A 24,214-nucleotide genomic window follows, 5' to 3' on the forward strand; every position below is an offset into this window, starting at 1 on the left:
ACGGCTCTTGTTTTTACTTTTCAAACCTTACGTATTCACCTGAAACCCATTGGTCGCCACCAACATTATACCAACCGTCTTTACATCCCCACGTTTGATATTTTTCATCTTGGTACACATTTTTTACGATGCCATAGTTAGTTCCTGGACCAGTTCGAACACGCAATACATCTGCTGTAATAGTCACTACACCAACACCAACACCTTCATTTGAAGGTTGCGAAGTTGTGGATGATTGTCCATCCGCTTCGAAACGTAACCACTCTGAGTTTTCGTAAACCCACTGATCGCCACCTAAATTAAGCCATCCTCCAGAACGTCCCCATACTTTATAGTTTTCAGGTGCATTTAGCTTTCTAATTGAATCATATTGAGTACCTGGTCCTTTTCGTAAGTTCACGTTTTTACCAGTAATATAAACGATACCTGTCCCACTTGTAATTGATGGTTGTGGAATTTGTGGCGTTTCTGGAATTTGAATTGTTTCACCAGAAACTAATTGTTGTTTAAACCATTGTACACGTCCTTCATTAATCATTCTATGAGGGCAATACTTCCCGTTTCTTTCTTGATGTGTTTTAACTTTAGAAATTGGGATATTGAACATATCCATTAACTGACGGATCACTTGAATTGCATTCAATTCAGCTTGTCGGTATCTTTCTCCACCTGACATAGAATAACAAATCTCTATGCCGATACTATTACGATTACCTGGTCCATTACCATCACCTGCATGCCAACCATTTCTATTAAAAGGAATTAATTGAATTGCTTCTTTGTCGTCTACAGCGATATGGAACGAAGTGCCTGTACTATTATTAGCGACATTATTGCGTTCGTTTAATGCTGTAGCATCATTATAAGTGTTGTGGAATGTAATTTCTGTTGGGTTCATTGCATTCGGGCATAAAACTTCATAACGACTTTCTGGTACTAATATTTTTTTAATTTCCATTACTCAACATCTCCTTTTTTAATTTCTTGTTTTTGCTTACCACCTAAAATTTCAACTGCATTTGTTAGCGCTGAAGGTAACGGAATTCCCATTCTCCCAGCATTTTCTAATAGTGATAGCAACTCATTTCCGATGAAGAAAAAGATTGTCGCTTCACGAATTGCACTATTGCTGCCAAACGCTGTATCTAATTGTGCTGCGACTCCAACCAAAAGAAAAAGCACCACCTTTTTGGCGATGCCTTTGAATCCAACTTTGCTTTTCAATTCCCCGTTATATCCTGCTGCGAATACGCCTGTTATATAGTCGATAGCTGCCATGATTACTAAAACTTTCAACGTCGTATCCCACCCTCCTAAAAAGTACCCACAAAAGGCACCAAATGTAACTACAAATGTTTTCGCTAATACATCAATACGATCCATCTTTTCATCTCCTTTTCTAAAAATAAAAAAGCCTGCTATTTGCACGCTTTACGGTTTATATACACTTCCAGTAATTTGTTCATACTGTTCAGGGGTGATTTTATTGCATTGTACAAATATCGCTACATCTTCTTTAGAATAAAACTCCGGATAATACATTGTGCATACTTCGTAAAAATCTAACATGATTAAAGTACCCCCTTCTCTGTTAAAGACAAGATTAAAGATGCTTGTTGCTTTCTCATATCTGCAATTTGTTTATCTTTTTTTACTGCATCTAAAATAAGTGCCGCATTCTGCTTTTTTAATAATTCAATATCATCTGGTGGCATATGATTTTCATGTAATTGATCTATATATTCTTGAGAAGCGGATTCAATCCACATTTGCCTACGAGTATCGAATTTAGCTAAATACAAACCATCTATTGGTTGTACATCTGTACAGTTTTCTGGAACTTGATATACTTCTTCACCTTCCACTACAGACGCTTCTAGCAAAATAGGCTCTACATACATAAAATTAGAATCATATTTATATACGATTTGCATTGCATCACCTCCTTATTTCGCTTTAAAACTAAAGTCGAAAACAATGTAATCTAACGGTTTTTCTGAATTAGATGTGGACTCAACCACAACCTCTCCATTTTCCGTAATAGTAATCCTTGCAATCGTATTGGTACCGCCTTTTACCGCAATGTAATTTTGCTTACGAGTTGGCCTGAATCCTTCAGGTAATGTGAAAAAGGCTTGCCCAAGAGCTCCATCTTTTGTTGCACCTCGTAAGTAGACGGTCCCGAATTCGTCTTTCCCGAATTGTGGACGTAATCCTGTTGAATATGCAGTTGTACCATTTTGCAACACCGCATCGATCCACTTGAAAGAATTGAAGAAACTATAACCAATCTGAATTCTTTCTGTACCAGATGTACTATGCAAATACATCCCTTCAAAGTTATTCACATTAGATGTAATAACTTTTCCAAGAACACCTTCACCTTTATTATTAAGTGTTCGAATATCAATACATGAACCGGAAACTTCTACTGCATATCTTGGTTTTATACCATTCTCATCGTTGGTTATTTCATTATTTTCTACAATTCCGTTTTTACAAGTGTTTGATATAAAAATTCCATTATAGTCACCATGACCTGATAATGATGGGGAATATATTTTATTACTTGAAACATTTAAACCATCCGCATATTGAATGAAAATAGCTGCTCTTCCAGTCCTTGATATGCGGTTATGTTTCACTTTAATATCATACGTATGATCTTTCTTGCGATACTCTGCATCGAATTCATTAACAAAAACAGCTTCAGTTGTTAAATTATCAAATGTGTTATCTTCTATATTTGCATTTCCAACAAAGTTTAAATGCACGCCTCGATAGAAGTTTTTAATCGTATTCCCTTTAATTTTAACGTCTCTACCCCAAGTAACTGCAATTGCACTGGTTTTGCTTATTCCTATCGCATCATTTTCACAAGTATTGTCACTAATAATAATATCTTCAAATCTTGAATCATTATCTTCTTGGACATACGAGGAGATTCTAACACATTCATTTTCACAGTTTCTAAAAGTATTATCCTTAATTTTTGCATTTTTCCCTGCTTGTGAGCGTCCTGATTGAGATCCATCTGGTCGTTGTGAACTATATGAATTTGCAGCAACGTTAGTCACAAGAATACCAATTTTGCATCCTGTGAATGTGTTATCTTTCACTAAGGTATCTTGATATTTCATAATACGTACACCAGCATAAGTCATGCCTTCTAAAATACACTTAAAGACTTTAATATTCTTATTGAAAACGTCATGTACTCCAGCGTGATGCCCCACACCTACTGGCCAAGGGTTCATCCCTTCCGTTCCACTGTTTCCAAAAAAGCAATCTTCTACAGTGATATTTAAACAAGGGGTTGCATCATACATTCCGAATGCGGGGAATCCATCTTTGGTATGTTCTGCAATCTGAATCGCTTCACGAGGATTGCCATCGGAACCTTCAAGAACCTTGTATCCTATAAATCTACATTTCTTAATGGATACATTTTTACATGCGTTCATATCAATCGCGTGCGCTTCTAAAGTATCTTTAAAAGTTACATCTTTAAGATTAACGTTATCCGCTCTGGCTAGATCAAACTGAGTAAATCCTGAATAAAACTCTTTTACATTACCATCAAGAATCCCACCCTCAATTGTGATATTTCCGTTTCCGTTGTAGCCGCTATACTCTGCACCCTTTTCCCCATTCATCATGATGTTTCCGGAATGAGCTCGTAATATAATTGTATTGTTATCCATTCTAATGTGAGTATTGGCATAAATAACTAGCGTTTGAGTAATCCGATAGATGCCACCAGGAATTAATATGGAGGCACGTCCGTTCATTTTCGCAGAGTCGAGTGCCGTTTGAATAGCGGCTGTATCGGTTAAGTAACGGAGCGCTCCCACATTAATTTCTCTTTCTGCGAGGTCTTTTTCTATCGCTGCTACGCGTTTCCCAGCTAAATCATACACTTTTCCATTCATATCAATACGCATATCGATAACTTCAGCATCACTTTGGCCATCATGAATGATTAAATTATCAATCCGTTTATCTAGTTCTTCTTTTGTTTTTGAATTCAATAATTCTAAGAAGTTTAATCCTTGTTCAATGGTCTGCCAGTTTTGATTTGTATCGTTTCGAAAATCCCTTTGCATCCATGTATTTGGCCAACGATTTAATTTAAACATTATTTTCCTCCCTTCATAAAATTAAAGGCAATAAAAAACTCTCCAAACGTTTGGAGAGTATCAAGTGCCCTTTTTCATTTAGATGAACGCTATCGATTGCGATTAATGGTTTTAATGTTGCATTTGTAGTAGTCAAACCACTATTTGCATATGCATCGTAAACTGGAACTGAATAGTACTCAGCTACTTCCTTAATAGCGTTAACATAATCTTTCACATAAAAGTCAATAGAATTTTTTGATCTTGAAAAACAAAAAGGTGTTACAAATAGTAACCCCTTTGTTGGATATTTCGTTATAAGACCATCCACCAACAAGTGAAGTGACCCATAGAATGAATCTGTTGTTCGATCAGTGAATGCCCCCATCGGCATATTTTGCCAATAATCATTTGTGCCACCAAATACTACATTAAAATCGGCGTCAGTATTCATTTTGGAGTACCTTGTCACCATGCTTTCTCCTGATGAATTTGAAATACCAGATATGCATGTGCCGCTTATCCCATAGTTTCTACCTGTCATTTCATATTTTTCGCAAATATACTGCCAGTATGATTTAGTTGTACCGTAAGCACTTGTAAGGCTGTCACCAAGAAAATTCCCTTTCTTACCTTTCAATTCTGGATAAAGTACAGGTTGTTTTATCCATTCATCTAATTTGGTGTTAAGGGTAGTAATATTTTGAGAGTTCGCAAGTATCCCTTTTTCATACTCACCCAAAACGTTATCCATTCCTTCTAATGATTCTTTCATGTCTGTTAGATCAACTGTGTTATTTTCAATTTTTTCAACCGCTGCATTTACCGTTTTTTGTGTTTGTATTACTGTTACTTTTGTATCGTTGATGTCTTTTTTTGCGACACGTTGACCGGATGACAAATGCGCTACAGTGTTTGACATTTTTTCTTGTATGTTAGATAAGGAGAAGATTGGATTTCTTTTTATCTTAGAACGTTTGTCAGGGAAATCTTCAATTTCTATAACCCTAACCCGTGTTTTTATATTAAATGGTTTAATAATGCACCATACATAATCTCCCTTTTTGATTTTAGAAGGGTCAGCGCCGGAACGTTTTAATTGGCTATAAGATAGCTTTAAAGATATAGGAAATTGGTCATTTAATTCTTGCTTTAATCTTTCTAACATACTTTCATGATCTGTGTATCTTTCGTCTTCAATCGGATCAGCATCTTGAATTCCATATGTTTGAGCTAATGGAGAAGTGTATTCAGTTTCCACAACATAGCTTCCATCTTCTTTTTTCTTCCCGAAACCTTTTATTCTCGTAGAAAATCCATTGGTGTTAATTGTTTTGCTAAGAGATTTGATATTATAGTTGTATCTAAACTGTTCATCTGTATATTCAGCAATTTCCTGACCAATATAAACATGCTCACCAATAACATCTAATTCAGCACCAAATTTTTCAATGGTTTGTCTTAATAAAGAAAGTGAGTTACTAAATCCGAAATTTTGGACTTCCACTGATAGTGGTAATCCATTGGCATTGACGGTGTAGGTAAAGCCACTTCCTTTTAAACAAAAACTAACTATTTCAGAAAGTCTTAAAGCACCGTTTACTCTTTCATAGACTACATTACCTAATAATTGTATATAAGGTCTATATACAGCTTCAATACTAACCTGAACGGTATTCCCTTTCGTTATTTCATTATGATTCTTTATGATGTACTCATTTCCATCGTCATCAATAATTATATTTTCATTTATAACCATTCCATACGAGTGGTGATTTTTCTTGTTTTTTGTAATCGTAGTGGAAATAGTGAAAGTACTACCATTTGCGCCTTGTTTTCTTGACGGTATCGTATAATTTGTAAGTCGTTCAGTATTTCCATTCCAATCCTTTATTATCATTTATTCATCACCTTACATTAAGTAATAAAAACGAAATCCAAAGCTAATTTCAAATGCGCCTGTTATACCAGAGATTTCGAAATCATTCCATCCAGGAGCTATTGTTATTTCTTCCATATTTGTATTACTAAAAATACTAATCCCGTTTTTTAAGGCTTGCACATCATTTATTTTGATTGTGTCGCTAGAACTTGTAGAACTATAATACTGCCATGAGTCTCCAGTAGTTAGATTTTGAATTTTAAGGTTGTTAGATGCACCATGTATTGTAATTAAAAGTGGCATTTCACAAGGGTCAACAGGAACATCGCCAGCGTTCCAAATTCTAAATCTAGTGGTTTCATGGGTATACACTGTATTTTCTGCAATTAACCCTTGGCCTATTTGCCAAAGCTCGTTATCAAACGTGAATGGATCCGTTGTAGTACCAATGGATTCAGCTAAGCCCTCATAACATTTAAAAGTAATTTGAAATTCACCAGCTGTAGATTTCAATTGGCCTAATGTATGATTCTCGACTTTTACTTTCCAACGTTTTCCCGGTTCCCTGTCATCGATGATATAAAAGTATTCTCTAGAATCTAACCACTTCAATACTTCATTCCTTTTTAAAGTGAAATCGTAGTAATCTAAAGCGGTAAAAAAAACGAAGGCATCCAAAGGACGGCTTTTTATTACTGTACCGTTGTCGATTTCTCCATTTCGATTTTCGTTATCATCTATATCTGTTCTATAAACAGGTGGAGAAGGGATAAAATCTCTTACGATAAATCCATTCTCTCGACTGAATATATATTCTTCACCACTAATTCTTTTAATAATGAGATTCATCACCTCACCCCATTAAATAGATTATTCATGCTTGTTCTCCTGCTCATTTCTTCGTCAACAATATCCATCATTCTATAAGCGTCATTTGGGTCGTTACCATAATAGCTAAGATTCACGTTATTAACATTGGAACTCCCTGTTCCTCCTGATGCTTTACCAGCTGCTCTATCGATATATCGTTTTGATAAATCGTGAGGGATAATCTGTGTACCACGAGGTAGATTCATAATCTCTCCACCGCGTTCATTTACACGAGATAGTCCACCGCCGAAGAAAGGTGTTCCGTTTGCGTTACCATCTAATAAAGAACCTAGAGCTCCAATAGGACCAGGTAGATTTTTAGTTACGTTTATCGCTATGTTTTTTGCAACCGGCTGCCAACCATCCCACCAACTTTTCACTTTATCCCAGTAAGTTAAGATGTTGCCTGTGCTTGTATCAACTTGATTTTCTAAGTCTGAGTAAGCGCCTTTCAATTTATCGATACCCTGACTCTTGATTTCATCAGCTTTTTCAACCACTCCATCTCGTTGCCTTTTTGCATCGGCAATCATTGTATCTGCTTGATCAGCTGAAATAACGCCCATTTCATCACGCATTTTAGTAATGATACGAATCTTGTCGTCGTACTCAGATTGTGCTTTTTTTACAGTTTCAGAACGTTGCTTTTCCATCTTTTGAATTGCATCAGAAGCCATTTCTGCATTCATACGACTCTTTGAGTCTTTTAAATTCTGAAGTATCACTTCTTGTTCTGTCTTGTTAGCAGAAAGAGATTTAACTGCTTCACTTTGATAGTTACTTTGCAACTGCATTAACTGATTGTATTCGTCAGTAGTTAATGCTCGTTTTTGTTCTTTAGCTGTATTCAGAATTTGAACGATCTGATTTTGGTTATCTTGAGCTTTTTGCTTTTGTTGGTCATAATAACCAGTCATTTTTTCTAAGATACTTGCTTTCTCTTGATCTGTGATAGCGCCCATCGCCGCAAACATTTCTGTCGTTTTCGTAACAGCGTCGTTCTTTTGTTTGTCATATCCTGCAATGATTTGATTCTTCATCTCATCGAATTGACCAACAATCTTAGGCATGTTCTCTTCATTGATAGCCGTTTGCGTAGCGTACATATTTGTTAATTCTGTACCTGTCTTTTGCGACAGTTCCATAAATGCGCCGACAGCCTTTTGTGTGCCTTTTGAAATCTTATCTACACTTTGTACAGTACCGTCAGCAGCTAAATTAACACGATCTTTAAATAAATCGACAGCTGGAACAGCTTCCTGTGTCATAGCTTTATAGATTCCATAACCAGCAGCGCCGATAGCAGCGGCACCAATTAACCAAGGAGCAGCGGCAATAACCGCACCACCAAGAGCGGTACCTAATCCACCCATTCCTAAAGCAGCAGCACCAGAAGCACCTTGAACAGCAGCAGTTGCAGTTGCGCCAACACGAGCGGCGGTTGCGAAGCTACCTAGTTTACCAACCAAGCCACCAATAACACCACCCATTCTTCCTAATATAGAAAGAGCAGGACCAGCAGCTAAAGCAATACCGCCAATAGCAATCACTGTCTTTTGCGCTTCGGGCGATAAGTTAGCAAACCATTCTGTCACTGATTTAACAGCAGCGGAAACCTTAGGTAGAATATCCATAGCTATATCTAGAAGCATTTTCCCAAGAGGTTCTAATGCGATTTGCGCTTCTCTTAATGTTTTTTGCCACTTTTGAGAGAAGGTCTCTTCTTGTGCTTTTCTTAGCTTGTCCATAGCGCCTTTAGTATCGCCTAATCCACCATTAATGTCGTTTAACCCTAAAACAACATCTGCTCCCATATCTTCGAATTTCGTTCCCATAAGAGCTACACCAATTTGATTAGCTTTTACTTTGTCGTCCATATTTTTCAAGTCACCAGTAACAGCTTTAAATACATCAGCAGAGGTCGCTTTTCCTTCGTTAAATGATTTCCATACACCTTGCGTTTCTTTTGATAATTCTCCGAAACCATCAGATACACCCTTAGAACCGTCTTGAACACGAATACCAAATTCTTTAACAAGGTCATTAATGTAATCTAGGTTATACGATCCACTAGCCGTTCCGTTAGCAAGTATGGTAAACATTTCTTCAGCAGAGAAACCTGCTTGTTTGAATAACGGAGCGTACTCCGAAAGATTATCAAATAATTCATCTGAATAATTCAATCCTGATTGTGCCCCAGCAGCTAATAAATCAAAGGTTTCTTCTGTAGATAATCCGAATTGACTCATTAATTGACCGGCACCACGAGTAGCTTCATTCAGATCTACATCAAACGTTTTAGCTAAAGCTAAGGTGTTCTTTGTAGCTGTCTCCAGTTCTTCATGAGGAACATCACGCATATTCTGATAAACTTTTTCTAATCCACGTGTAGCTTCTTCCGTACTTTCGCCAAAACCATCTGACCAAACCTTTTTAACAATGTTATTGAGGTTCTCAGCGCCTTTTTCAGTAAGACCTAAAGAGGCTTGTATTTGTCCTTGTGATTTATCAAAGTCCATTGCTGTTTTGAATCCTAGAGCCGATACAGCAGCTAAAGGGGTAGTAACACCGACGGTCAACTGATCGCCAATAGCTCCAATCTTACTAAAAGCTTGTTCAACTTTACTTCCTGTTTGTTCTGCTGCCTGTTGGAAACTTCGTAATTCAGATACAGCTTGTCCGTTATTTACGGTTATATCAACACCTATTTGTTCATGTCCTGACATTAAAAGCTCACCTGCCCACCGAATTGAGCAAATAGCTTATCTTTATCTGCTGCTTGTTTGATTACTTTAACCTGTGACTGTCTGTTTTCGAATGGGAACTCTTTGAATGGTTTTTTACCACGATTCATGTTGTACATTGCATTAGTTACAACTGCTCTCATTCGTAACATGTCGTTCTCTTTTCTTCGTAGATCATAAATGACAAGTGTGAAGAACTCTCTTTCAGTCATATTCCAAAACACTTCTGGATCTATGCCAAAATCAAGAACAGCTATTGAAAAGTCACGCTCGTCATTATCTACTTTTTTTCGGTGTCATCTTCGCTTTCTGACGACTTATAAACCTCAATGAGCCTTTTGTACTCCTTGAACTGTTCTTCATTCATGAAAGCAGCAGAAAGAGCTTCTAACACTGATTCAAAAAGCTTAATGATACCGCATTCCTCATCATTTACCGCTTCTTCAATAATGTCACAAGCTCTTTCTTTTGATACCTTTTGACCGCCACCGCGCAATAAAGCCCAAACTACCGCTGCAAATTGGTACTCATCTACTACATTCCCATTTACACACATCATGGAATAGTAACGCTGTACATTCATGTTGTATTCTTTTTCTAACTGTATTCGCATGTATCGAGATAGTCGCAAATTATAAATATCCCCATCTACTATTAATTGAGTAGAGGGGATGAATTTTTGATTACTCATGATCAATCTCCAGCTGGTGGAGTTGGTACATAAGTACGGCCAACTTGTGGTCCTGTACCAGTAAGAGATAAAGAATATCCTGCTAAATCATCAATTGGAGCTTCTTCACTTAGCTCAGTTGGAATAGCGATACCGACTTTCTCTTTCATGCGACCTAAATCTAATTCAGACACACCGACAGGAGTTCCGTTTTCGTACGCGGCTTCTAGAATGTCATATGCAGCATCACTAGCAGGTAAGGCTCCGGATACATCAACACTCCATTCTTTTTGCCCTTGAATGTACTCTTTGTAATCGTTGTATTCTTTAGGCTTCCAATCAGTAACGCCCATTTTCGCCATGATTTCTTCCATATTTTGAATTCCACCAGTTTTAGTAGAAACATCGATTGTATCAGCAGTACGATTCATCGTGTGTTCTTTCTGACCGCCAATTGCTAAAACTTTCCCAGTACTTAAATCAAAAATACGAACAATCTTCTTAACCCCCAAATAAGAGGTAACTTTTACTTTTACTTCTTCTGCCAAATCATTTCACTCCTTCAATATAGAATTGATACGTTAAACGAACTGTTCTGAATCCGTTCTCTGGATCTCGTATAACACCCGAATCATCTGTTTTCTGATTCGAACATGTTAAGTTATTAGAAAGGATTAAATCCTCTTCTAGAGCCTGTATAATCTTTGCTCTGATATCGTACAAACGACCGTTTGTTGGTTGTTCATCGACAATATAAAAAACGACAAGAGGTTTATCACCAAATGTCGTTTTAGATGCATTATTTTCGATTGCAGGTATTTCAAAGGTTACGAATGGAAATATCATATCCCCTTCTTCGTCCTCGTTATAATCAAATGAAGCTTCCACTCCATGTTGTTTTAATCGTTGAACTAAAGCAATATGGAAAGGTGTAAGCGTATCTCTAGTGTTAACCATCATATCTCAACGCCTTTCCTATTTCTCTTGAAAACTCACTTCTACCCTTTGTTACTGATCTTGTGAAGAAGTAACTACCAGGGATAAACCTTGTTCTTTTCACACGTTTAAAAGACTTAGATTTCCGGTCAAAGAATATTTGCCCAGCTCTAACCATATGACCATAATTAACATGGACTGTATATTCAGCTAATGATTGGACGCTACCTCTAATTGTGCCACCTGCTGAAACGGTGGGCTTCTTTTCGATTTTACGTCTCATATCGCCAGTATCGACATTCGCTTCTGCTTTCGCTTGTGATTGAATGTCTGTTGTAGTAGTATCAACAACCTCTTTAACGTTCTGTTTCATTTGGTTATTGTATCTACCGATATTTGCTGCAAGTTGTCCAAATCCACTAACATCAATTCGAATTGACATTTTTACCAACAACCTTTTTACAAATGTATAGAAACACTTTCTTATAATCTTTCTTTTCAAGAATCTCGTACTTTTGTTTTCCAATCCTCAGAGTACGAGCATTAAAAGATTGTGGATCCCTACACAACACCTTTACATTAGTGTTTGTATAAGTAGCTCCATATGCTTGAGTTTCTTGTAAAGAAAATGGTGTTAGTAAGCTATCGAATACACCAATAGACTTTTCAACTGGTATTTTATCGTTCATTTCATTGGTAGTGATTTCGTGAATAAAATACTCAACCTTTGTATCGTATCTCAAAAGAACCTCACTCCACTTCGACCTGAACCAGTTGCATCCTCAGTTCCTTGTGTTAATCCCTTTTTAAAGTTCTCTAATTGCTCTGTATACGGTTCTAGTAAGTTAGTAATATAAGAAGTTGATATTACATCTACCGCTTCACTAGAAGCACCCTCAGAACCCCTACGATTATATGCAGCAATCGTTACTTCAACAGCAATTGATTCTAGCACTTTAGGGAATGTAATTACCCCTACACGCAACGATATAACGTCACGTATAGAAGTAATCAATTCATTTAATAAATCATCCTGGGCATTATCAGTAATCCCTAAACGAATCTTAATTCGTGTTAGCATGATTAAATACCCGTAATGTCTTTAAACTCTGCGAATGTAAGCAGATATTTGTATGTTTCTTCATCCTCTGTTACAAATAAGCCTTTTTCGTCCGCCCAAAGACCACCGAAATAATTCGTAGCAACATACGTGAATGGTTTAGGCGCAATTACTTTATATACTGTTTTGCTTTTAGCTGCCATTTATATTATTCCTCCTTTATTAAGGTTGCGTTGGAGCTACTGGTTCCACAATGCCTGTGATACCGCTAATAACCGCTCCAGCATAGCTGTTTTTAAGTTCTAGTGAGTATTCGCCAACAATCATTCGTTTTTCAGAGTCACCGTTTTTAGCAAGTGGTTCAGCTGCCATTTTACGTAATGGACGAATTTTAACTTGGTTTAAATCAACTGCTGTTAAAGCGCCATCAGGCATGTGACGGTTTAATACGATGTTACCGCGTCCGTAGCGAGTGTGAATTACGTCAACAGTGATACCGATGATATTTCCGCCGCCTTGGATAGCTGGAATTACAACTCCTTTATCCACTTTGAATAACTTATCGATAAATTCAGCTACAGTTGAACCACATTGAACTAATTTGTCCCCACCGGCACCTTTATCCCAGCATAAACGGAACGCTTTAATTACATCTTCAGCAGAAAGTTTACCGCCAGTAGGAGCGAATTTATTTTTCGAGTTAATTAAGTTAATAAGTCCATTCATTTGACGAGGCGTTGCACCTGATTCATCAGCTTTCGTTCCTTGCAAGGCATACCATTCTAAATCTACTTTCGCTTCAATCATACGATCATTAATTTCTGAAGCCATTTCTCCACCAGGAACACCAGGAACTTTTACAGCTTCTAATGAACCAGATACTTCAGCAGTACGTTGGAAAATTTGTTGGTTATTTTTAATTAGTTCACGAGTTGTTTTGTTTGCTCCTATAGCATCTGCACCTTCTAATTGAGGGCCTTTACGATTTGAATCAAGAGCGGCTTCTCTCCAAGAGATTTCAGTGCTTGTTGAATCGGCAGTTAAACCATTTTGTAATAGTAATGTTGTAAATGGTGTATCCATTGGTGAAGCGTAAGCAATAGCCTCAGATAAATCAATTTTCTCTACGGAAAGTAAATCAGCAGTTTTTTTCATATATTATCGACTCCTTATTGTTTAATCATTTGTTTTTGGATAATGGATAGGCTACTTGTATTACCTATTTCATTTGTCTTAGGTAATGTTAAATCAGCACCTTTTGCATAATTGTTAGCAAAACGTTCATCTACGCTCTTTTGAACACGCTCAGAAACTAATGTTTCTGCATATTCGTTGAACTTAGTTACATTTTTAATTGTGTTATCTAGTGAAGTTGGATCAATGCAGAAAGTAAGGGCAAAGTCAGCATCAATACCTAATTTATCTGCTTGTTTTGCAACTTCTGTTTCAATAGTTTTACGAATGTTTTCTGATTTCATCTTCGCAATTTCGTTTTTCATTTCTTCCATTTCAATTTGCTCAGGTGTTTTTTCTGTACGCTTCGCAATCTCTTTTTGAATAAGGTCCGGCATTGTTTTAGTCTTGAATGACTCAACGCCTTTAGATACACCACTATCAACACGGGATTGAACAACCTTTTGCGCATCAACATTTGTATCTAAGAAACTTTGGAAATGATCTAATGTGAATTCTGGAGCTTTTTCCCCACCGAGTTCTTCGCCCCCGCCAGGATTTTCGCCACCTTCTTCACCTTCAGCAAAGAATTGTAAATTCAATCTATATGGTAATTCTTGTTCTTTCTTAAACATGTGTATTTCCTCCTATCGCCCCATTGAGTACAAGCCCCAATAGTTCGGTATTTGTTCATAATAAATAGACAGTTTAGTGACTTATCTAGGTCAAATTATTATTTAGATAGTTCGCATTGCAAACGATATCCTTCTAGTTCCCAAATCTTATTAACAATTCGCTCTTTACAACATTCAATACCAATATTCACATCGTAATTAGCAGGGTCTACGCATGCACTTGATTCAGTTAGAATGAATCCATTTGGTAATTTAGCTACAACTACAGTACATTTGCCATGAAACTCTTCTACTGTCCAATGTGTCTTTTCTAAAATACTATTAATATCTTCTTGTGTAATTGTGTTTTTCATTTATATCATCCTTTCCAAAATAAAAAACAACCTTATTAGGCTGCTTTAACATACGTTTTTTCCCACTTCTTATAAGTCATATCAGGAACGCGTTCATATCCTCTATTTATATTCATCGCTCTATATTCAATCTTAGAAGTAGCGCTAATTGTAGTTGTTCTGCAATGAGGATGAAACGGTGGATAGTTCTTTCCGACAACCGCTTTATCGAGATCATATACTTTACCATCTTGATCTTGGCATATCTTAGATGTTCTTCTATCTAATGTAGATAAGACACGATACTGTTTAATACCATCTCGTTTATAAGCATCTTGTGTAGCATGTTCAGTGATAAATGCACTCTCTGTTCTTGATAACCGCTCTGCTTCATGCCATTTAACATCAAAGTTATTACGGAGTTGTTTAGTTACTTCCTTATAACTTGTGCCAGTAGAAAGCATTTTAGGGAGTTCATCTTGCAGATATAAAGTTAATTGTTTTGTATTGCCCCAAACACGATCAGAAAAGTTTTGATTCTTTACCCACTTCTTATATAACGTTGCTCGCAATACTTCTTCACTAACAGCATGATAAGTGCCAGTCATTCCGTAATACATAGCATTGTCATATAGATTACGATAATATGTTTCCTGGTAAGTAAGAGATAGCTTGTCTTTTAGTATTTCTTCTTCCATAGCTCCCATTTCATAGAGCTTGTACATTATATTAACCATAAGGCCATCTAATCTTTGTAACTTATAGAAGCTATAACGAATCTCTGTAAAGTTATTAAGCTGCGGATACCTAGCGATAAGATCCTGATAGTTTGAATATAAGTCTTTTCTTTCACTTACACTCATTTCTTGCATCAACTTATAATACTCAATTACGTTATTCTTACCGTATTTATCGTAATAGTCCTGGATAAGCAGTTCTATTTCGTTTAACTTTTCTTGAAAGAATGCTTGATACAGTAATAAACCATCATCAACGTGTTTGTCCGCTACCTTTATTATCTGTTTCTTTCTCATCGTCCAGTACTTTTCCTGTTTGTCCTGGGTCATTTGTATTCACCTGCCCAAAATCACCGAAACTGTCCATCTCTTTCATCTTCTCTTCCCGTTCGTGTTGCTTCTGCTCAATCTCTGCATCTACATCATCAATAGCAGGAATCATTCCGAGTACGGTACGTTCGGATAAGATAGTTGTTAATTTCGTTAATGTATCAGCTAAGTAACCTAAATCAACTGGTAATGTACGAGTAAAGTCAGCGTATATGTTTGAACTTACAATGCTATTCATACCTTGTTTAATACGCATATAAGCAACAATCCCTTCAAACATGTCACGTAATCCTTTTTCGAACCATGATTCAGTAAGATTAGATTTGAACTCAAGAGCAATCAGTTTCCATTTACGAGCTTCACCAGATTCATTACCACCAGCAAAGGCTTCGTCATTCACATCAACTGATTTCGAGAAACGGAATATGTTCTTTTCGAGTAGTCCCACAAAGTACTCAAAGAACTCTTTAGGCATCATCTTAGTTAAGAACTCTGCTTTACCTTCAGGATTACGTATATTAAGAATACCTGTCTCTTTCTTAAATAATGCTTTAGCTTCATCCTCTTCAATATCAACGCCGGTAATAAGCATATAAGCCAAACGGAATTGTTCAACTTCATCAGCACCAGAAGAAATCATTCTATCGTATGCATCGTTAAGATCTTCTACAGTTTCAAAGTCGCTGTGCATCTCTTGGTTGTTTCTAAACTCAAAAACAGGAACAACACCAAGTAAATTACTTATGCCGCCAGCAATATCAAATCCTATCATTCCGTTTACTTCACTTGCTGCAGAATGATATTCAAGGATTAAATCTTTTGTGTAGAGTGTAAGTATCTGTGTATGTCCTTTGTCTGTATAATCCTCAGATAAGACAATAGCAGCTTCTTTATGACCTAATACATAAGCATCCCAGGAGTTAACATTCTTCAAATTAGCTACTGTTTCTAACGCGCTTGGTATCAGTTGTGTTTGTATATCTAATAAACGATAAGAAACACCGCATGCAGCTTGCTGAGTACCTGTTTCGATATCTTTAAGGAATACATCTTGGTTATATAGATATTCTTTTACCCATTCTCTTTCGTTGTCGGATACTTCTTCTTCAATCTGATAAGAAATAGGATTACCAAATACATAACCAACCTTCTGATCTACGATTAAATTAAAGAAACTATTGTGTATTTTGTTCCAAACCTTAATTAAATCACTGTCAGGCTTTTCCCTGTTATCAATAGCATTCTTTTCAGTCGTATATTGTTTGTATTTACGTAATCGTTCGTTTCGGATATCAATGAAATCTTTAATGAACTCATTCGGATCAAACGCATTGTTCCTTATCTTATACAAATGCTTCTTCTCTTGCATTGTAGTAAGTTTAATACCGTTGTTATTCGCATATAACTCACTTCGCAATTCCTCACCTCCTTAAATGTTAAGTACTTTCACGCCAGATTTAACTAAGAATCTTTCAAGAGAATAACGCCATGCATCCATTAGATGGTTAAAGTCATCAATAGGAGTATTAAGACGTTTCCCTGTCTTTTTATCTGTATCGTAAATGTAGTTATTGATTTCTTTTATAAACTCGACACAAGAAGGATGTATTACAATCTTGAAACCTTGAATGAATTGAATACCATTGTTAATGGAGTCTTTACCTTTACGCGCTCCTTCAATTCTTCTGATGCCAAGTGATTCAAGTTCATCAATACTCTTCGGCTCGGCTGAGTCTGCTGTAATACGTTCTTTCATGTATCCTTTCTTTTCAATCATTGAGGCTATCTTCTTATTACTCATGCCTTTTTGACTGTGCTCATCGAATACATAAATAGTTTCATTCTTCACATCAACTAAAGAACAAGTTAATGCAGTTGGGTCATTTGTATAACCAAAGTCGAGTCCGAATGCACTTTGCACATCTCTTCTTTGTCTTATTTCATCAACATCAAAGTCTCGTACCTGGAAGTTATCGTATACAAGACCATCAGCAACGCCCCATTCACCATCACAAACGATTCTTGCACGTCTAGGGTTCTTTATATACAAACTCTCATAACGTGCTCTATCCTGTTCATCTAACCACTCATTACATTTATAAGTAGTAGTAATAGCGAATGTATCATAGGCTTGTGTAGCTTCATCAAAGAAATAAGATTTAAGCCAATGGTTTTCACTCCAAGGGTTAAATGTAACTGTAATCTGTTTAAAGAAGTCGGGAGAATCAAAAGAACCACGAATAGACTCAACAACAGTTTCGAGTTTATGTTGGTCTTCTATTTCGTAAGCTTCTTCAAACCACGCCCAACACAAATTACCCACATCAACAGTAATAGATGTTATTTTCAACGGATCATCTAATCCACGAAATAATATCTTCTGTCCAGTAGGTTTATATGTTATTTCCGGCATAGATTCATTGAACTTGAATAGGTCTTTTACTCCTAATCGATTAATGGCCCATTTTAAATCAGTGTAGCAAGATTGTTTTAATGTATTGGAGTATCTGCGAACTACTAATAAGTTAGCCCAGGGATATTGCATGATTCGTTTAACAAAGTTTAATACAGTTGTTTTAGACTTCTTAGAACCACGAGAACCTTTGCAAACTCTATAGAAGTTCTTACAATGCCAGAAGCGATTGTATCCACCGCCAATAAGTTCTTTGGTACTAATAACGTTATGCATCGTCATCATCCCGTGGTACATCATCGATAATCTGTACTTTCAATACATCTTTATCTTCTTTATTTATATCAGCTTTCAACTTATCTATCTGAGCATTCATCAGATTCAATTTAGCACGTCTCTCGTCATCTATATTAGCTAACTTATCGAAGTCTCTGATAAGAGAAGATAACGTGCTCATTGCTCTTGATTGAGCGTTTAGGAAGTTAGCATGTTTGTCCCAAGCGAATTGTATTTCATACTCGGTACCCATATCTGTTTCTTTTTTAATCTCTCTGCTCATGTCTTCCTGATCTTTAACAAACATTAATCGTTGGGCCCTAATAATAGCCGTATATTGAATCGTTATGTTTTCCCATAACATATCAATTGGATTCTTCTCCATGATCTCAGCAGCTAAATCAGCAACATCTTCTGGGAAGTGTTTGCGGAAGAAACCATGAGTAACTGCATTGTCATTTCCTTTTGGCGGACCATGCCCAACAGCGTTCTTATTCCCATACTTCGGGTTCTTATTGCCCGAATTACCCACCGCATTCTTATTGCCAATGGGTGCACCTGTTTTCTTGGTTTGGGTGCATCCCTTTTCATCGTTTGGGTGCACCCCTTTCCGATTCCAACCGTGCCTTTTTCTCCAGGACTTAATTGTATTAATACTGACCTCATATTTCTCAGCCAGTTCCTTATACTTCATGCCTTGCATGTAATCTTCTTGAGCTAACTCGTGTTTTTGTTTCACTTCACATCACCCACCACCTTCTATATTAATAGGAAGTAATTCGTCTCACTCCTTACGGTAATCCCTTTATAAAATAAAAAGCAGATTTTAGGCTACTTTAATTGTTTTACTATTTCTTTAAATAGTTCATTTTCTTGATTGTTATATTTTTGATACTCACCTTTTTCCTTCGAATACCAAATGTCCATTAACTTTTTGCCGTTTTCCCAAACTTGCAAAGTAAAATCAGCATAACTAAATGCTTTTAAACAGTATTTAAACTTTTCTAACGCCTCTTCTTTATTAATAGTCACCAATTCAATATCAGTATCATCATAATTACACTTCATTACTGTATAAATCAGCATATAATCACCTCGTTTACATCATACTCCAAAGAAATGATATTCATATTGTCCATTAATTCCATCTTTAATTGTTATGATTTTAGATACTTTGTAATGAAACGAACCATTTTTGTAATTAACCGTAAGCGCTACTTCATCTTGCGACCAAAGAGCATCATAAAACTTCTTAATCTTCTCATGCGTTCTAACGATTATTCCAACTACGGAATGGTCAACAGTCAAATGTAAAGTTTTAACTTTAACAAACGGAAGTTCTTCACCCTCAACAATGATTTTATCGATGTCTTGTGTTATGTCCACAACATCACCTCTTTTCTTCAAGAATACCATGAAAAGAATCTTATTTTTAAATTTTTATAGATGTAATTAATTTATACAGGGAAATGAATAGACCCTACAGTTTTAGTTTACATAATAGTTATTATATGACAGTCATTAACATGGGAAATACGCATGGTTAAGCGATTCTTGTTTTATACCGTTATACACATTTTATACATCGTTGATTTAACAGTATTTCTACCACTCATTTTTCCTTATTTCTTGCATAAACTTCACATTGTTAACTATCTATACTTTTGTGCAGTTCGCATCTCTTTTGCAACAGACTTACATATTTCTTTTTCACGGTTCTCGTTATATACAGAAAGGCATTCATACATAAAAGTTATCCACCCGTCTTTATCAAACAGCATCATCCTATGCTTTTCAATCATTCTCTTATTAACTTGTTCTTTAAATAACTCTAAGTCCATCTGTTTCACCCCTCTACTTTTCCTTGTTAGCCCATTCAGATAAGCATCTCGTATCACAAAAATGATAAATACGAGGACCGCCATCAATGAAATTATAATATCTCTCAGTATCTGTAACTTGACCAAAGAAACGTTCGGGATGCCATTTCATTTCGAAAAAGCTATCGTTATGTGTCATTTCTTTCTCACAATTATCACATTTTAATAATTCCACTATTACCCTCCTCTACTTTCGTTCGTTGTGTTCGTTTGTTTTGTAACATATCGATAATACATGCGAAGGATGATTAGCCATCATTCATCCTCCTAATCAAATATCCATTTCATTCATATTCACGTTTAATGTGTAATTTCTATATAACAAAGAAAAAAGCACCCGTTATGGATGCTTAATTGGTAAATCGTTTATTAATGTCTATAGGTATGATCTCTGAATATCCATTTCCTAAATCAGTAATAACCTTATTGTTTCTAAGATCAATTGAGTTATTTATTTTAAGTCGTTCTAAAAACGATTGTTTTTGATATGGATTTGCTAAGTATCTTCTTGATAGTCTTATATCCTTTTTGTGCATGTTCTCTCCTCCTTAATTAACCAAAACAAAAAGCCATCACCGAAGTGACAGCTTTCAAGGGGATGGGAGAAAAGAGAGAAAACAAATGGCAATAAGTATCTCTTCATTCAAGATTGAGGTGAGGTACTCTCAACCTTCTCCAAGCCACCGCATCAACTAGTATGGCTACACGCCCTGTGTCGGTGACTGGGAGAAGAGCAAGAATATGCTCTTTATAATCTTTAGCTGATATCAACAGCTTCTCCTTGGACAATATAACTACCCTTATAAGATATTTACCGCGGAGTTATCATTCCTATAAGCTCGAGTGATAATTGTATTGAACCAAGGAGAAACAGTCGAAACCATTTCTCGTTTATACTCCATAGAGTCACAACAGCATTAGGGAGTCGAACCCTGTCTTTTGCGTTCGTGTTTCGTGAACATGGTGCCTACCTTCTGTTGTGTAAGTGGTCAATACTTCAGCTTATCGCCTTCGCAAACCGTTTTTGTTATATTTCGTCCCGTGACAGATGAAATATAAATATTATCAAATATAAAGGGAATCAATCTTTATAATTAAATCAAGACGGTTATTACCTTTTTTCCACCGCCTTACTCTAGATAACAAGATTAGTAGGGGGACACGCGGACAGGGGAATTATCCGTCTTATTATCTAGAGTAAAGAGGTGACTAGTCTCTTTACACCCTGTTTTATCCCAATAGTAAAAATCGTGAGTAATTACTATAGGTGATAATTCAAGTTACGTATACAACCATTTTATAACGTGTGACTTTTTAGAACGAGTTCACTCAATCATGAGCAACCCCCCATTCTAGAAATCAACATAACAGGAATACTGATTTTTATATCAATATTCAATACAGAAGGTGGATTCTGTACTGATCGATTGATACAAATTAGAAACAGCATGACGAATGCGAGTTATCTCACACCCGCCACACTGGAATATGTCATTGTTATACATTCATTGGTCTTTTCGTCTTAACGCGGGTTCTTACCGCCTTGCCCGCCCTACTATGCGGTATACGTTACCGTGACATTCTCGCATAAGAACGTTTCACTTATAGGTGTACTAATCCTCTTCGATATGCGGTTGTCAAAGGGCTTGTACATTAAGAATACCGTTGATTTGATTGTCAAAGTTCTCTAAAAACCTCTCTAATTTTGTCCTATTTTTCTCCCACTTTTTCACTTTGAAACCTCCCTAAATCCCTAAATCTCGGTACTATTGAACCATCATCAATAACTGATTCATGAAACATTTTAGAAGGTCTAACCCAAACTTTACCTGTTTCAACAGACATATATACAACCATCTCTTCTCCTGTTTCACTGTGGCAAGCAACTTCTGATAATGTACGATACAAACCGCCTTTATAGTGTCTATATAACATTTCACATCTTCCTTTCTTATTTAGATCATTCCTAATGATGTAGCAATTAAACGCAATGCTGTTCTCTTCTTCGCGTAGTACGCATTCTTGTACAACCCAATTTCTTCATATATAACCTCGTCTTTTAACCTCTTATTACTTAGATACTTCTTCCTGATGATCTCGCCCTCATCTTCGTCTAAACAATACGTTAGTGCCTTATCTATTTGTCTGAACTTAATGTCACTTATCTTTCTTGTATCTCTAATTTCAGGGAATAAGCTGATTCCTTCCAGTTTGTTTTCCTGTTGGTTCTCCATTCTGATTTTTAAGGCGCGGTATTCCTTTAGCACCTTTATCACCTCTTTTTCAATTGTTTTTTGCGTCTTGTCGTCAATCTCTGGAAAGAATGCTAATTGCTCCATCTGTAATCCCCCTACTTCGAATTTGTCTTTTTAACATCACATAAGGTACGTGAAATTTTAATATCTCATTGTTGAATAAGGGAACGATGCTTACAATACAGCCCCCACCACACTGTGAAGCATTGTTCCGTTATCCATTAAGCTGTTGTTCTCTGTAAAGCTAGTGCTCTCTTATCCTCGTCATGGATAGCCCAACCTTCTTCTAAATGTTGCATTAACTCATGATACTTAAATACATCGAATATCCAAACATACTGATTGCTCCCGAAACCTGGTTCTTTCATATACAGCATGAATTCTCTTGTACCCTTGTATCTTGGAATCATTTACTCATCTCCCTTTTATGATCTTGTCCATTCACCTAACTTCTTGTCCCATATCACAACGATTAACTCCTGTTTATTCAAGTACTCCCATAACTTCTTACGTATCGGAAATCCTTCATTGATTGCCTTCTTATGTCCTTTAACATCACAGACCTCTACATGCCCATCTGAGTACGTTACTTTAAAATCAGGTGTAAACCTCATTGCTGCCTTTTTCGACTTCCCTGACTTCGTTATGCTGCTCTTAATCTCAAAAGAAGGGATTAATATATAGCTAGGGTGGCACTCTATACGAGTGACGTCACCCCTGCCTTTTAAGTGCATGTAATACTCCGACTCAGTTTTGGAATCAAACTGTATACCATCAATCATGATTGGATTGCTCTTAATCTTCGGAGCTTTCTTTTTACGTGCTTTTGTTTTTCTATTTTTAATCAATTGTCATTTCTTCCTAACATTTTGTTTATCGTTTTAGCTAATTTCTTAGCATTCTTTTCTGATAGCCATATCCAGTTCTCGGTGTTTCCATTAACTACTTCCAATTTAATTTGTCCTGGTTTTTGTACTACTTCCATATAGTCTTCTTTAACGTTGTCGCATTTAAATACTGTCTTCATTTCTCCTAACCTCACTTTCTATTCCATCTGTCCTTTACACTCTTCAAGAAAATCAATAACTTCTTGAACATGCTCCCTTGTTGTCATACTCTCCATCACGTATCCTGCATCGTTATATACATTGACCTTACTCCCCGTAAACTCCATTCCACACATTCCATCTGCGCCTAATAGCATCATGTTATCTTCCATTCTTTTAACCTCGCTTTCTATTCAAAGGATTATTTGGTTTAGTTTTCTATTGATAGATTAATTGCTCCAGCTTGATCTAAACTTATTAACAAACTTTCTGCTACTGATTTCGCCATAATGTGAGTAGCAACCGCTATTTCTTGTCCATCAACTGTAATGCGTGCTTTTTCACCAATATATTCGATTTTTACATCTTTCATTTTGAGTCCTCCTTATATTCCGCTTCTACAGCCTCAGCAACTTCTATTTCTTTCCTTACTAAATCCTCTATGAAATAAAACGCCGCTTCCTCACCTTCTTCAGCTCTTACGTCCTCGAATTGTTCCCTTTGTTTATCCTCTAACTCATATTCAAACGTTACTTTTACTTTCATTTCCCTCTACCCCCCCTGAATAAAACTCAATATTCCGTCAATACTGTAGACACATGGTTATCTTTCCTCTGTTTTTCTTGGGTGAGCAGTTAGATTTTGCTAGCTGCTCTTTTACTTTCTTCATCCCTTACCATTCTCTTTAAGGAGATCAATACATCATCCAGTGTTTGTTTATCCCCTATGACATCCCTGTTTGTTTGGATGTGCCAAACGATATTTTCTAATTGCGTTTTGATGTTCATATCCATTCCCCTTTTCTACAAAATGAAATTTTTATACTAATCTTCCTCAAGAACCGCAACCGTTAAGTA

At 36.4% G+C, this 24,214-nt stretch carries 37 protein-coding genes; all 37 read right to left on the reverse strand.

All coding sequences use genetic code 11. The features are described from left to right. Positions 1-13 precede the first annotated feature (13 nt). Entirely contained in the window at positions 14-958 is a 945-nt protein-coding gene (locus tag NSQ47_RS27765; RefSeq protein WP_341038956.1) for an N-acetylmuramoyl-L-alanine amidase, read from the reverse strand. After that, on the reverse strand, positions 958-1,383 hold the full coding sequence (locus NSQ47_RS27770) for a phage holin family protein (RefSeq protein WP_341038958.1): 426 nt from the start codon (positions 1,381-1,383) through the stop codon (positions 958-960). The genes NSQ47_RS27765 and NSQ47_RS27770 overlap by 1 nt, the downstream gene beginning before the upstream one ends. 48 nt (positions 1,384-1,431) lie before the next feature. After that, positions 1,432-1,569 carry an XkdX family protein gene (locus tag NSQ47_RS27775; protein ID WP_341038960.1) on the reverse strand — a complete coding sequence of 46 codons (138 nt, stop codon included), beginning with the start codon at positions 1,567-1,569 and terminating at the stop codon, positions 1,432-1,434. 2 nt (positions 1,570-1,571) lie between these two features. Further along, a complete protein-coding gene (locus NSQ47_RS27780) occupies positions 1,572-1,934 on the reverse strand; it encodes a hypothetical protein (RefSeq protein WP_341038962.1) in 363 nt (120 codons plus the stop codon). Between the two features lie 12 nt (positions 1,935-1,946). Further along, a complete protein-coding gene (locus NSQ47_RS27785; protein WP_341038964.1) occupies positions 1,947-4,139 on the reverse strand; it encodes a right-handed parallel beta-helix repeat-containing protein in 2,193 nt (730 codons plus the stop codon). A 13-nt stretch (positions 4,140-4,152) separates the two neighbouring features. Next, positions 4,153-6,018 carry a phage tail spike protein gene (locus tag NSQ47_RS27790; RefSeq protein ID WP_341038966.1) on the reverse strand — a complete coding sequence of 622 codons (1,866 nt, stop codon included), beginning with the start codon at positions 6,016-6,018 and terminating at the stop codon, positions 4,153-4,155. 12 nt (positions 6,019-6,030) lie between these two features. Then, complete coding sequence (locus NSQ47_RS27795; protein ID WP_341038967.1) at positions 6,031-6,849, reverse strand: phage tail family protein; 819 nt, start codon at positions 6,847-6,849, stop codon at positions 6,031-6,033. Then, a complete protein-coding gene (locus NSQ47_RS27800) occupies positions 6,849-9,596 on the reverse strand; it encodes a phage tail tape measure protein (protein WP_341038968.1) in 2,748 nt (915 codons plus the stop codon). Before NSQ47_RS27800 ends, NSQ47_RS27795 begins: the two co-directional genes overlap by 1 nt. Further along, positions 9,596-9,826, reverse strand: a complete 231-nt coding sequence (locus NSQ47_RS27805) for a hypothetical protein (protein ID WP_153594215.1) — start codon at positions 9,824-9,826, stop codon at positions 9,596-9,598. The genes NSQ47_RS27800 and NSQ47_RS27805 overlap by 1 nt, the downstream gene beginning before the upstream one ends. A 68-nt stretch (positions 9,827-9,894) precedes the next feature. Next, positions 9,895-10,305, reverse strand: a complete 411-nt coding sequence (locus tag NSQ47_RS27810) for a hypothetical protein (RefSeq protein WP_341038969.1) — start codon at positions 10,303-10,305, stop codon at positions 9,895-9,897. A gap of 2 nt (positions 10,306-10,307) precedes the next feature. Then, positions 10,308-10,832 (reverse strand): phage tail tube protein, encoded by a 525-nt coding sequence (locus NSQ47_RS27815; RefSeq protein WP_341038971.1) that lies wholly within the window; start codon positions 10,830-10,832, stop codon positions 10,308-10,310. Between the two features lies 1 nt (position 10,833). Further along, entirely contained in the window at positions 10,834-11,244 is a 411-nt protein-coding gene (locus NSQ47_RS27820) for a hypothetical protein (protein WP_341038973.1), read from the reverse strand. Then, positions 11,234-11,662 carry an HK97 gp10 family phage protein gene (locus NSQ47_RS27825; protein ID WP_341038975.1) on the reverse strand — a complete coding sequence of 143 codons (429 nt, stop codon included), beginning with the start codon at positions 11,660-11,662 and terminating at the stop codon, positions 11,234-11,236. Before NSQ47_RS27825 ends, NSQ47_RS27820 begins: the two co-directional genes overlap by 11 nt. Next, entirely contained in the window at positions 11,646-11,963 is a 318-nt protein-coding gene (locus tag NSQ47_RS27830) for a hypothetical protein (protein ID WP_341038977.1), read from the reverse strand. The genes NSQ47_RS27825 and NSQ47_RS27830 overlap by 17 nt, the downstream gene beginning before the upstream one ends. Next, entirely contained in the window at positions 11,960-12,301 is a 342-nt protein-coding gene (locus tag NSQ47_RS27835; RefSeq protein ID WP_341038980.1) for a phage head-tail connector protein, read from the reverse strand. The genes NSQ47_RS27830 and NSQ47_RS27835 overlap by 4 nt, the downstream gene beginning before the upstream one ends. Before the next feature lie 2 nt (positions 12,302-12,303). Further along, positions 12,304-12,483, reverse strand: coding sequence for a hypothetical protein (locus NSQ47_RS27840; protein WP_341038982.1), 180 nt, complete (start codon positions 12,481-12,483; stop codon positions 12,304-12,306). A 19-nt stretch (positions 12,484-12,502) separates the two neighbouring features. Beyond that, a complete protein-coding gene (locus tag NSQ47_RS27845; RefSeq protein ID WP_341038984.1) occupies positions 12,503-13,435 on the reverse strand; it encodes an SU10 major capsid protein in 933 nt (310 codons plus the stop codon). A gap of 14 nt (positions 13,436-13,449) precedes the next feature. Further along, positions 13,450-14,088 carry a capsid assembly scaffolding protein Gp46 family protein gene (locus tag NSQ47_RS27850; protein WP_341038986.1) on the reverse strand — a complete coding sequence of 213 codons (639 nt, stop codon included), beginning with the start codon at positions 14,086-14,088 and terminating at the stop codon, positions 13,450-13,452. Between the two features lie 98 nt (positions 14,089-14,186). After that, positions 14,187-14,441 (reverse strand): Gp49 family protein, encoded by a 255-nt coding sequence (locus NSQ47_RS27855; RefSeq protein WP_072770084.1) that lies wholly within the window; start codon positions 14,439-14,441, stop codon positions 14,187-14,189. Positions 14,442-14,476: 35 nt separating this feature from the next. Further along, a complete protein-coding gene (locus NSQ47_RS27860) occupies positions 14,477-15,454 on the reverse strand; it encodes a minor capsid protein (RefSeq protein ID WP_341038989.1) in 978 nt (325 codons plus the stop codon). Further along, entirely contained in the window at positions 15,411-16,904 is a 1,494-nt protein-coding gene (locus NSQ47_RS27865; protein ID WP_341038991.1) for a phage portal protein, read from the reverse strand. Before NSQ47_RS27865 ends, NSQ47_RS27860 begins: the two co-directional genes overlap by 44 nt. Before the next feature lie 12 nt (positions 16,905-16,916). Next, complete coding sequence (locus tag NSQ47_RS27870) at positions 16,917-18,200, reverse strand: PBSX family phage terminase large subunit (protein ID WP_341038992.1); 1,284 nt, start codon at positions 18,198-18,200, stop codon at positions 16,917-16,919. Continuing rightward, on the reverse strand, positions 18,169-18,915 hold the full coding sequence (gene terS / locus NSQ47_RS27875; RefSeq protein WP_341038993.1) for a phage terminase small subunit: 747 nt from the start codon (positions 18,913-18,915) through the stop codon (positions 18,169-18,171). Before terS ends, NSQ47_RS27870 begins: the two co-directional genes overlap by 32 nt. A gap of 92 nt (positions 18,916-19,007) precedes the next feature. Beyond that, the gene (locus tag NSQ47_RS27880; RefSeq protein WP_341038995.1) at positions 19,008-19,262 is read right to left on the reverse strand and encodes a hypothetical protein; all 255 of its coding nucleotides are present in this window, start codon (positions 19,260-19,262) and stop codon (positions 19,008-19,010) included. Between the two features lie 18 nt (positions 19,263-19,280). After that, positions 19,281-19,562, reverse strand: a complete 282-nt coding sequence (locus NSQ47_RS27885) for a hypothetical protein (RefSeq protein ID WP_341038997.1) — start codon at positions 19,560-19,562, stop codon at positions 19,281-19,283. A gap of 266 nt (positions 19,563-19,828) precedes the next feature. Beyond that, positions 19,829-20,017, reverse strand: coding sequence for a hypothetical protein (locus tag NSQ47_RS27890; protein WP_341038999.1), 189 nt, complete (start codon positions 20,015-20,017; stop codon positions 19,829-19,831). A 13-nt stretch (positions 20,018-20,030) separates the two neighbouring features. Continuing rightward, the gene (locus NSQ47_RS27895; protein ID WP_341039001.1) at positions 20,031-20,231 is read right to left on the reverse strand and encodes a hypothetical protein; all 201 of its coding nucleotides are present in this window, start codon (positions 20,229-20,231) and stop codon (positions 20,031-20,033) included. A gap of 175 nt (positions 20,232-20,406) precedes the next feature. Further along, complete coding sequence (locus NSQ47_RS27900; RefSeq protein WP_341039003.1) at positions 20,407-20,592, reverse strand: hypothetical protein; 186 nt, start codon at positions 20,590-20,592, stop codon at positions 20,407-20,409. A 1,174-nt stretch (positions 20,593-21,766) separates the two neighbouring features. Next, positions 21,767-21,991, reverse strand: a complete 225-nt coding sequence (locus NSQ47_RS27905; protein ID WP_341039005.1) for a DUF1653 domain-containing protein — start codon at positions 21,989-21,991, stop codon at positions 21,767-21,769. Positions 21,992-22,011: 20 nt separating this feature from the next. Then, positions 22,012-22,395: an ArpU family phage packaging/lysis transcriptional regulator gene (locus tag NSQ47_RS27910; RefSeq protein WP_341039007.1), complete on the reverse strand. Its 384-nt coding sequence runs from the start codon at positions 22,393-22,395 to the stop codon at positions 22,012-22,014. A gap of 137 nt (positions 22,396-22,532) precedes the next feature. Further along, positions 22,533-22,721: a hypothetical protein gene (locus NSQ47_RS27915; protein WP_341039009.1), complete on the reverse strand. Its 189-nt coding sequence runs from the start codon at positions 22,719-22,721 to the stop codon at positions 22,533-22,535. A gap of 15 nt (positions 22,722-22,736) precedes the next feature. Continuing rightward, entirely contained in the window at positions 22,737-23,159 is a 423-nt protein-coding gene (locus tag NSQ47_RS27920; protein ID WP_341039011.1) for a DUF1064 domain-containing protein, read from the reverse strand. Further along, on the reverse strand, positions 23,156-23,338 hold the full coding sequence (locus NSQ47_RS27925) for a hypothetical protein (RefSeq protein ID WP_341039013.1): 183 nt from the start codon (positions 23,336-23,338) through the stop codon (positions 23,156-23,158). The genes NSQ47_RS27920 and NSQ47_RS27925 overlap by 4 nt, the downstream gene beginning before the upstream one ends. Positions 23,339-23,356: 18 nt before the next feature. Next, a complete protein-coding gene (locus NSQ47_RS27930; RefSeq protein WP_341039015.1) occupies positions 23,357-23,530 on the reverse strand; it encodes a hypothetical protein in 174 nt (57 codons plus the stop codon). A gap of 38 nt (positions 23,531-23,568) precedes the next feature. Continuing rightward, positions 23,569-23,730, reverse strand: coding sequence for a hypothetical protein (locus tag NSQ47_RS27935; protein ID WP_341039016.1), 162 nt, complete (start codon positions 23,728-23,730; stop codon positions 23,569-23,571). Continuing rightward, positions 23,727-23,903 carry a hypothetical protein gene (locus NSQ47_RS27940; RefSeq protein WP_341039018.1) on the reverse strand — a complete coding sequence of 59 codons (177 nt, stop codon included), beginning with the start codon at positions 23,901-23,903 and terminating at the stop codon, positions 23,727-23,729. Before NSQ47_RS27940 ends, NSQ47_RS27935 begins: the two co-directional genes overlap by 4 nt. An 89-nt stretch (positions 23,904-23,992) precedes the next feature. Next, entirely contained in the window at positions 23,993-24,145 is a 153-nt protein-coding gene (locus NSQ47_RS27945; protein ID WP_341039020.1) for a hypothetical protein, read from the reverse strand. Positions 24,146-24,214 lie beyond the last annotated feature (69 nt).

It is taken from the genome of Bacillus sp. FSL R10-2780 (assembly GCF_038006125.1).
GTDB lineage: Bacteria > Bacillota > Bacilli > Bacillales > Bacillaceae_G > Bacillus_A > Bacillus_A cereus_U.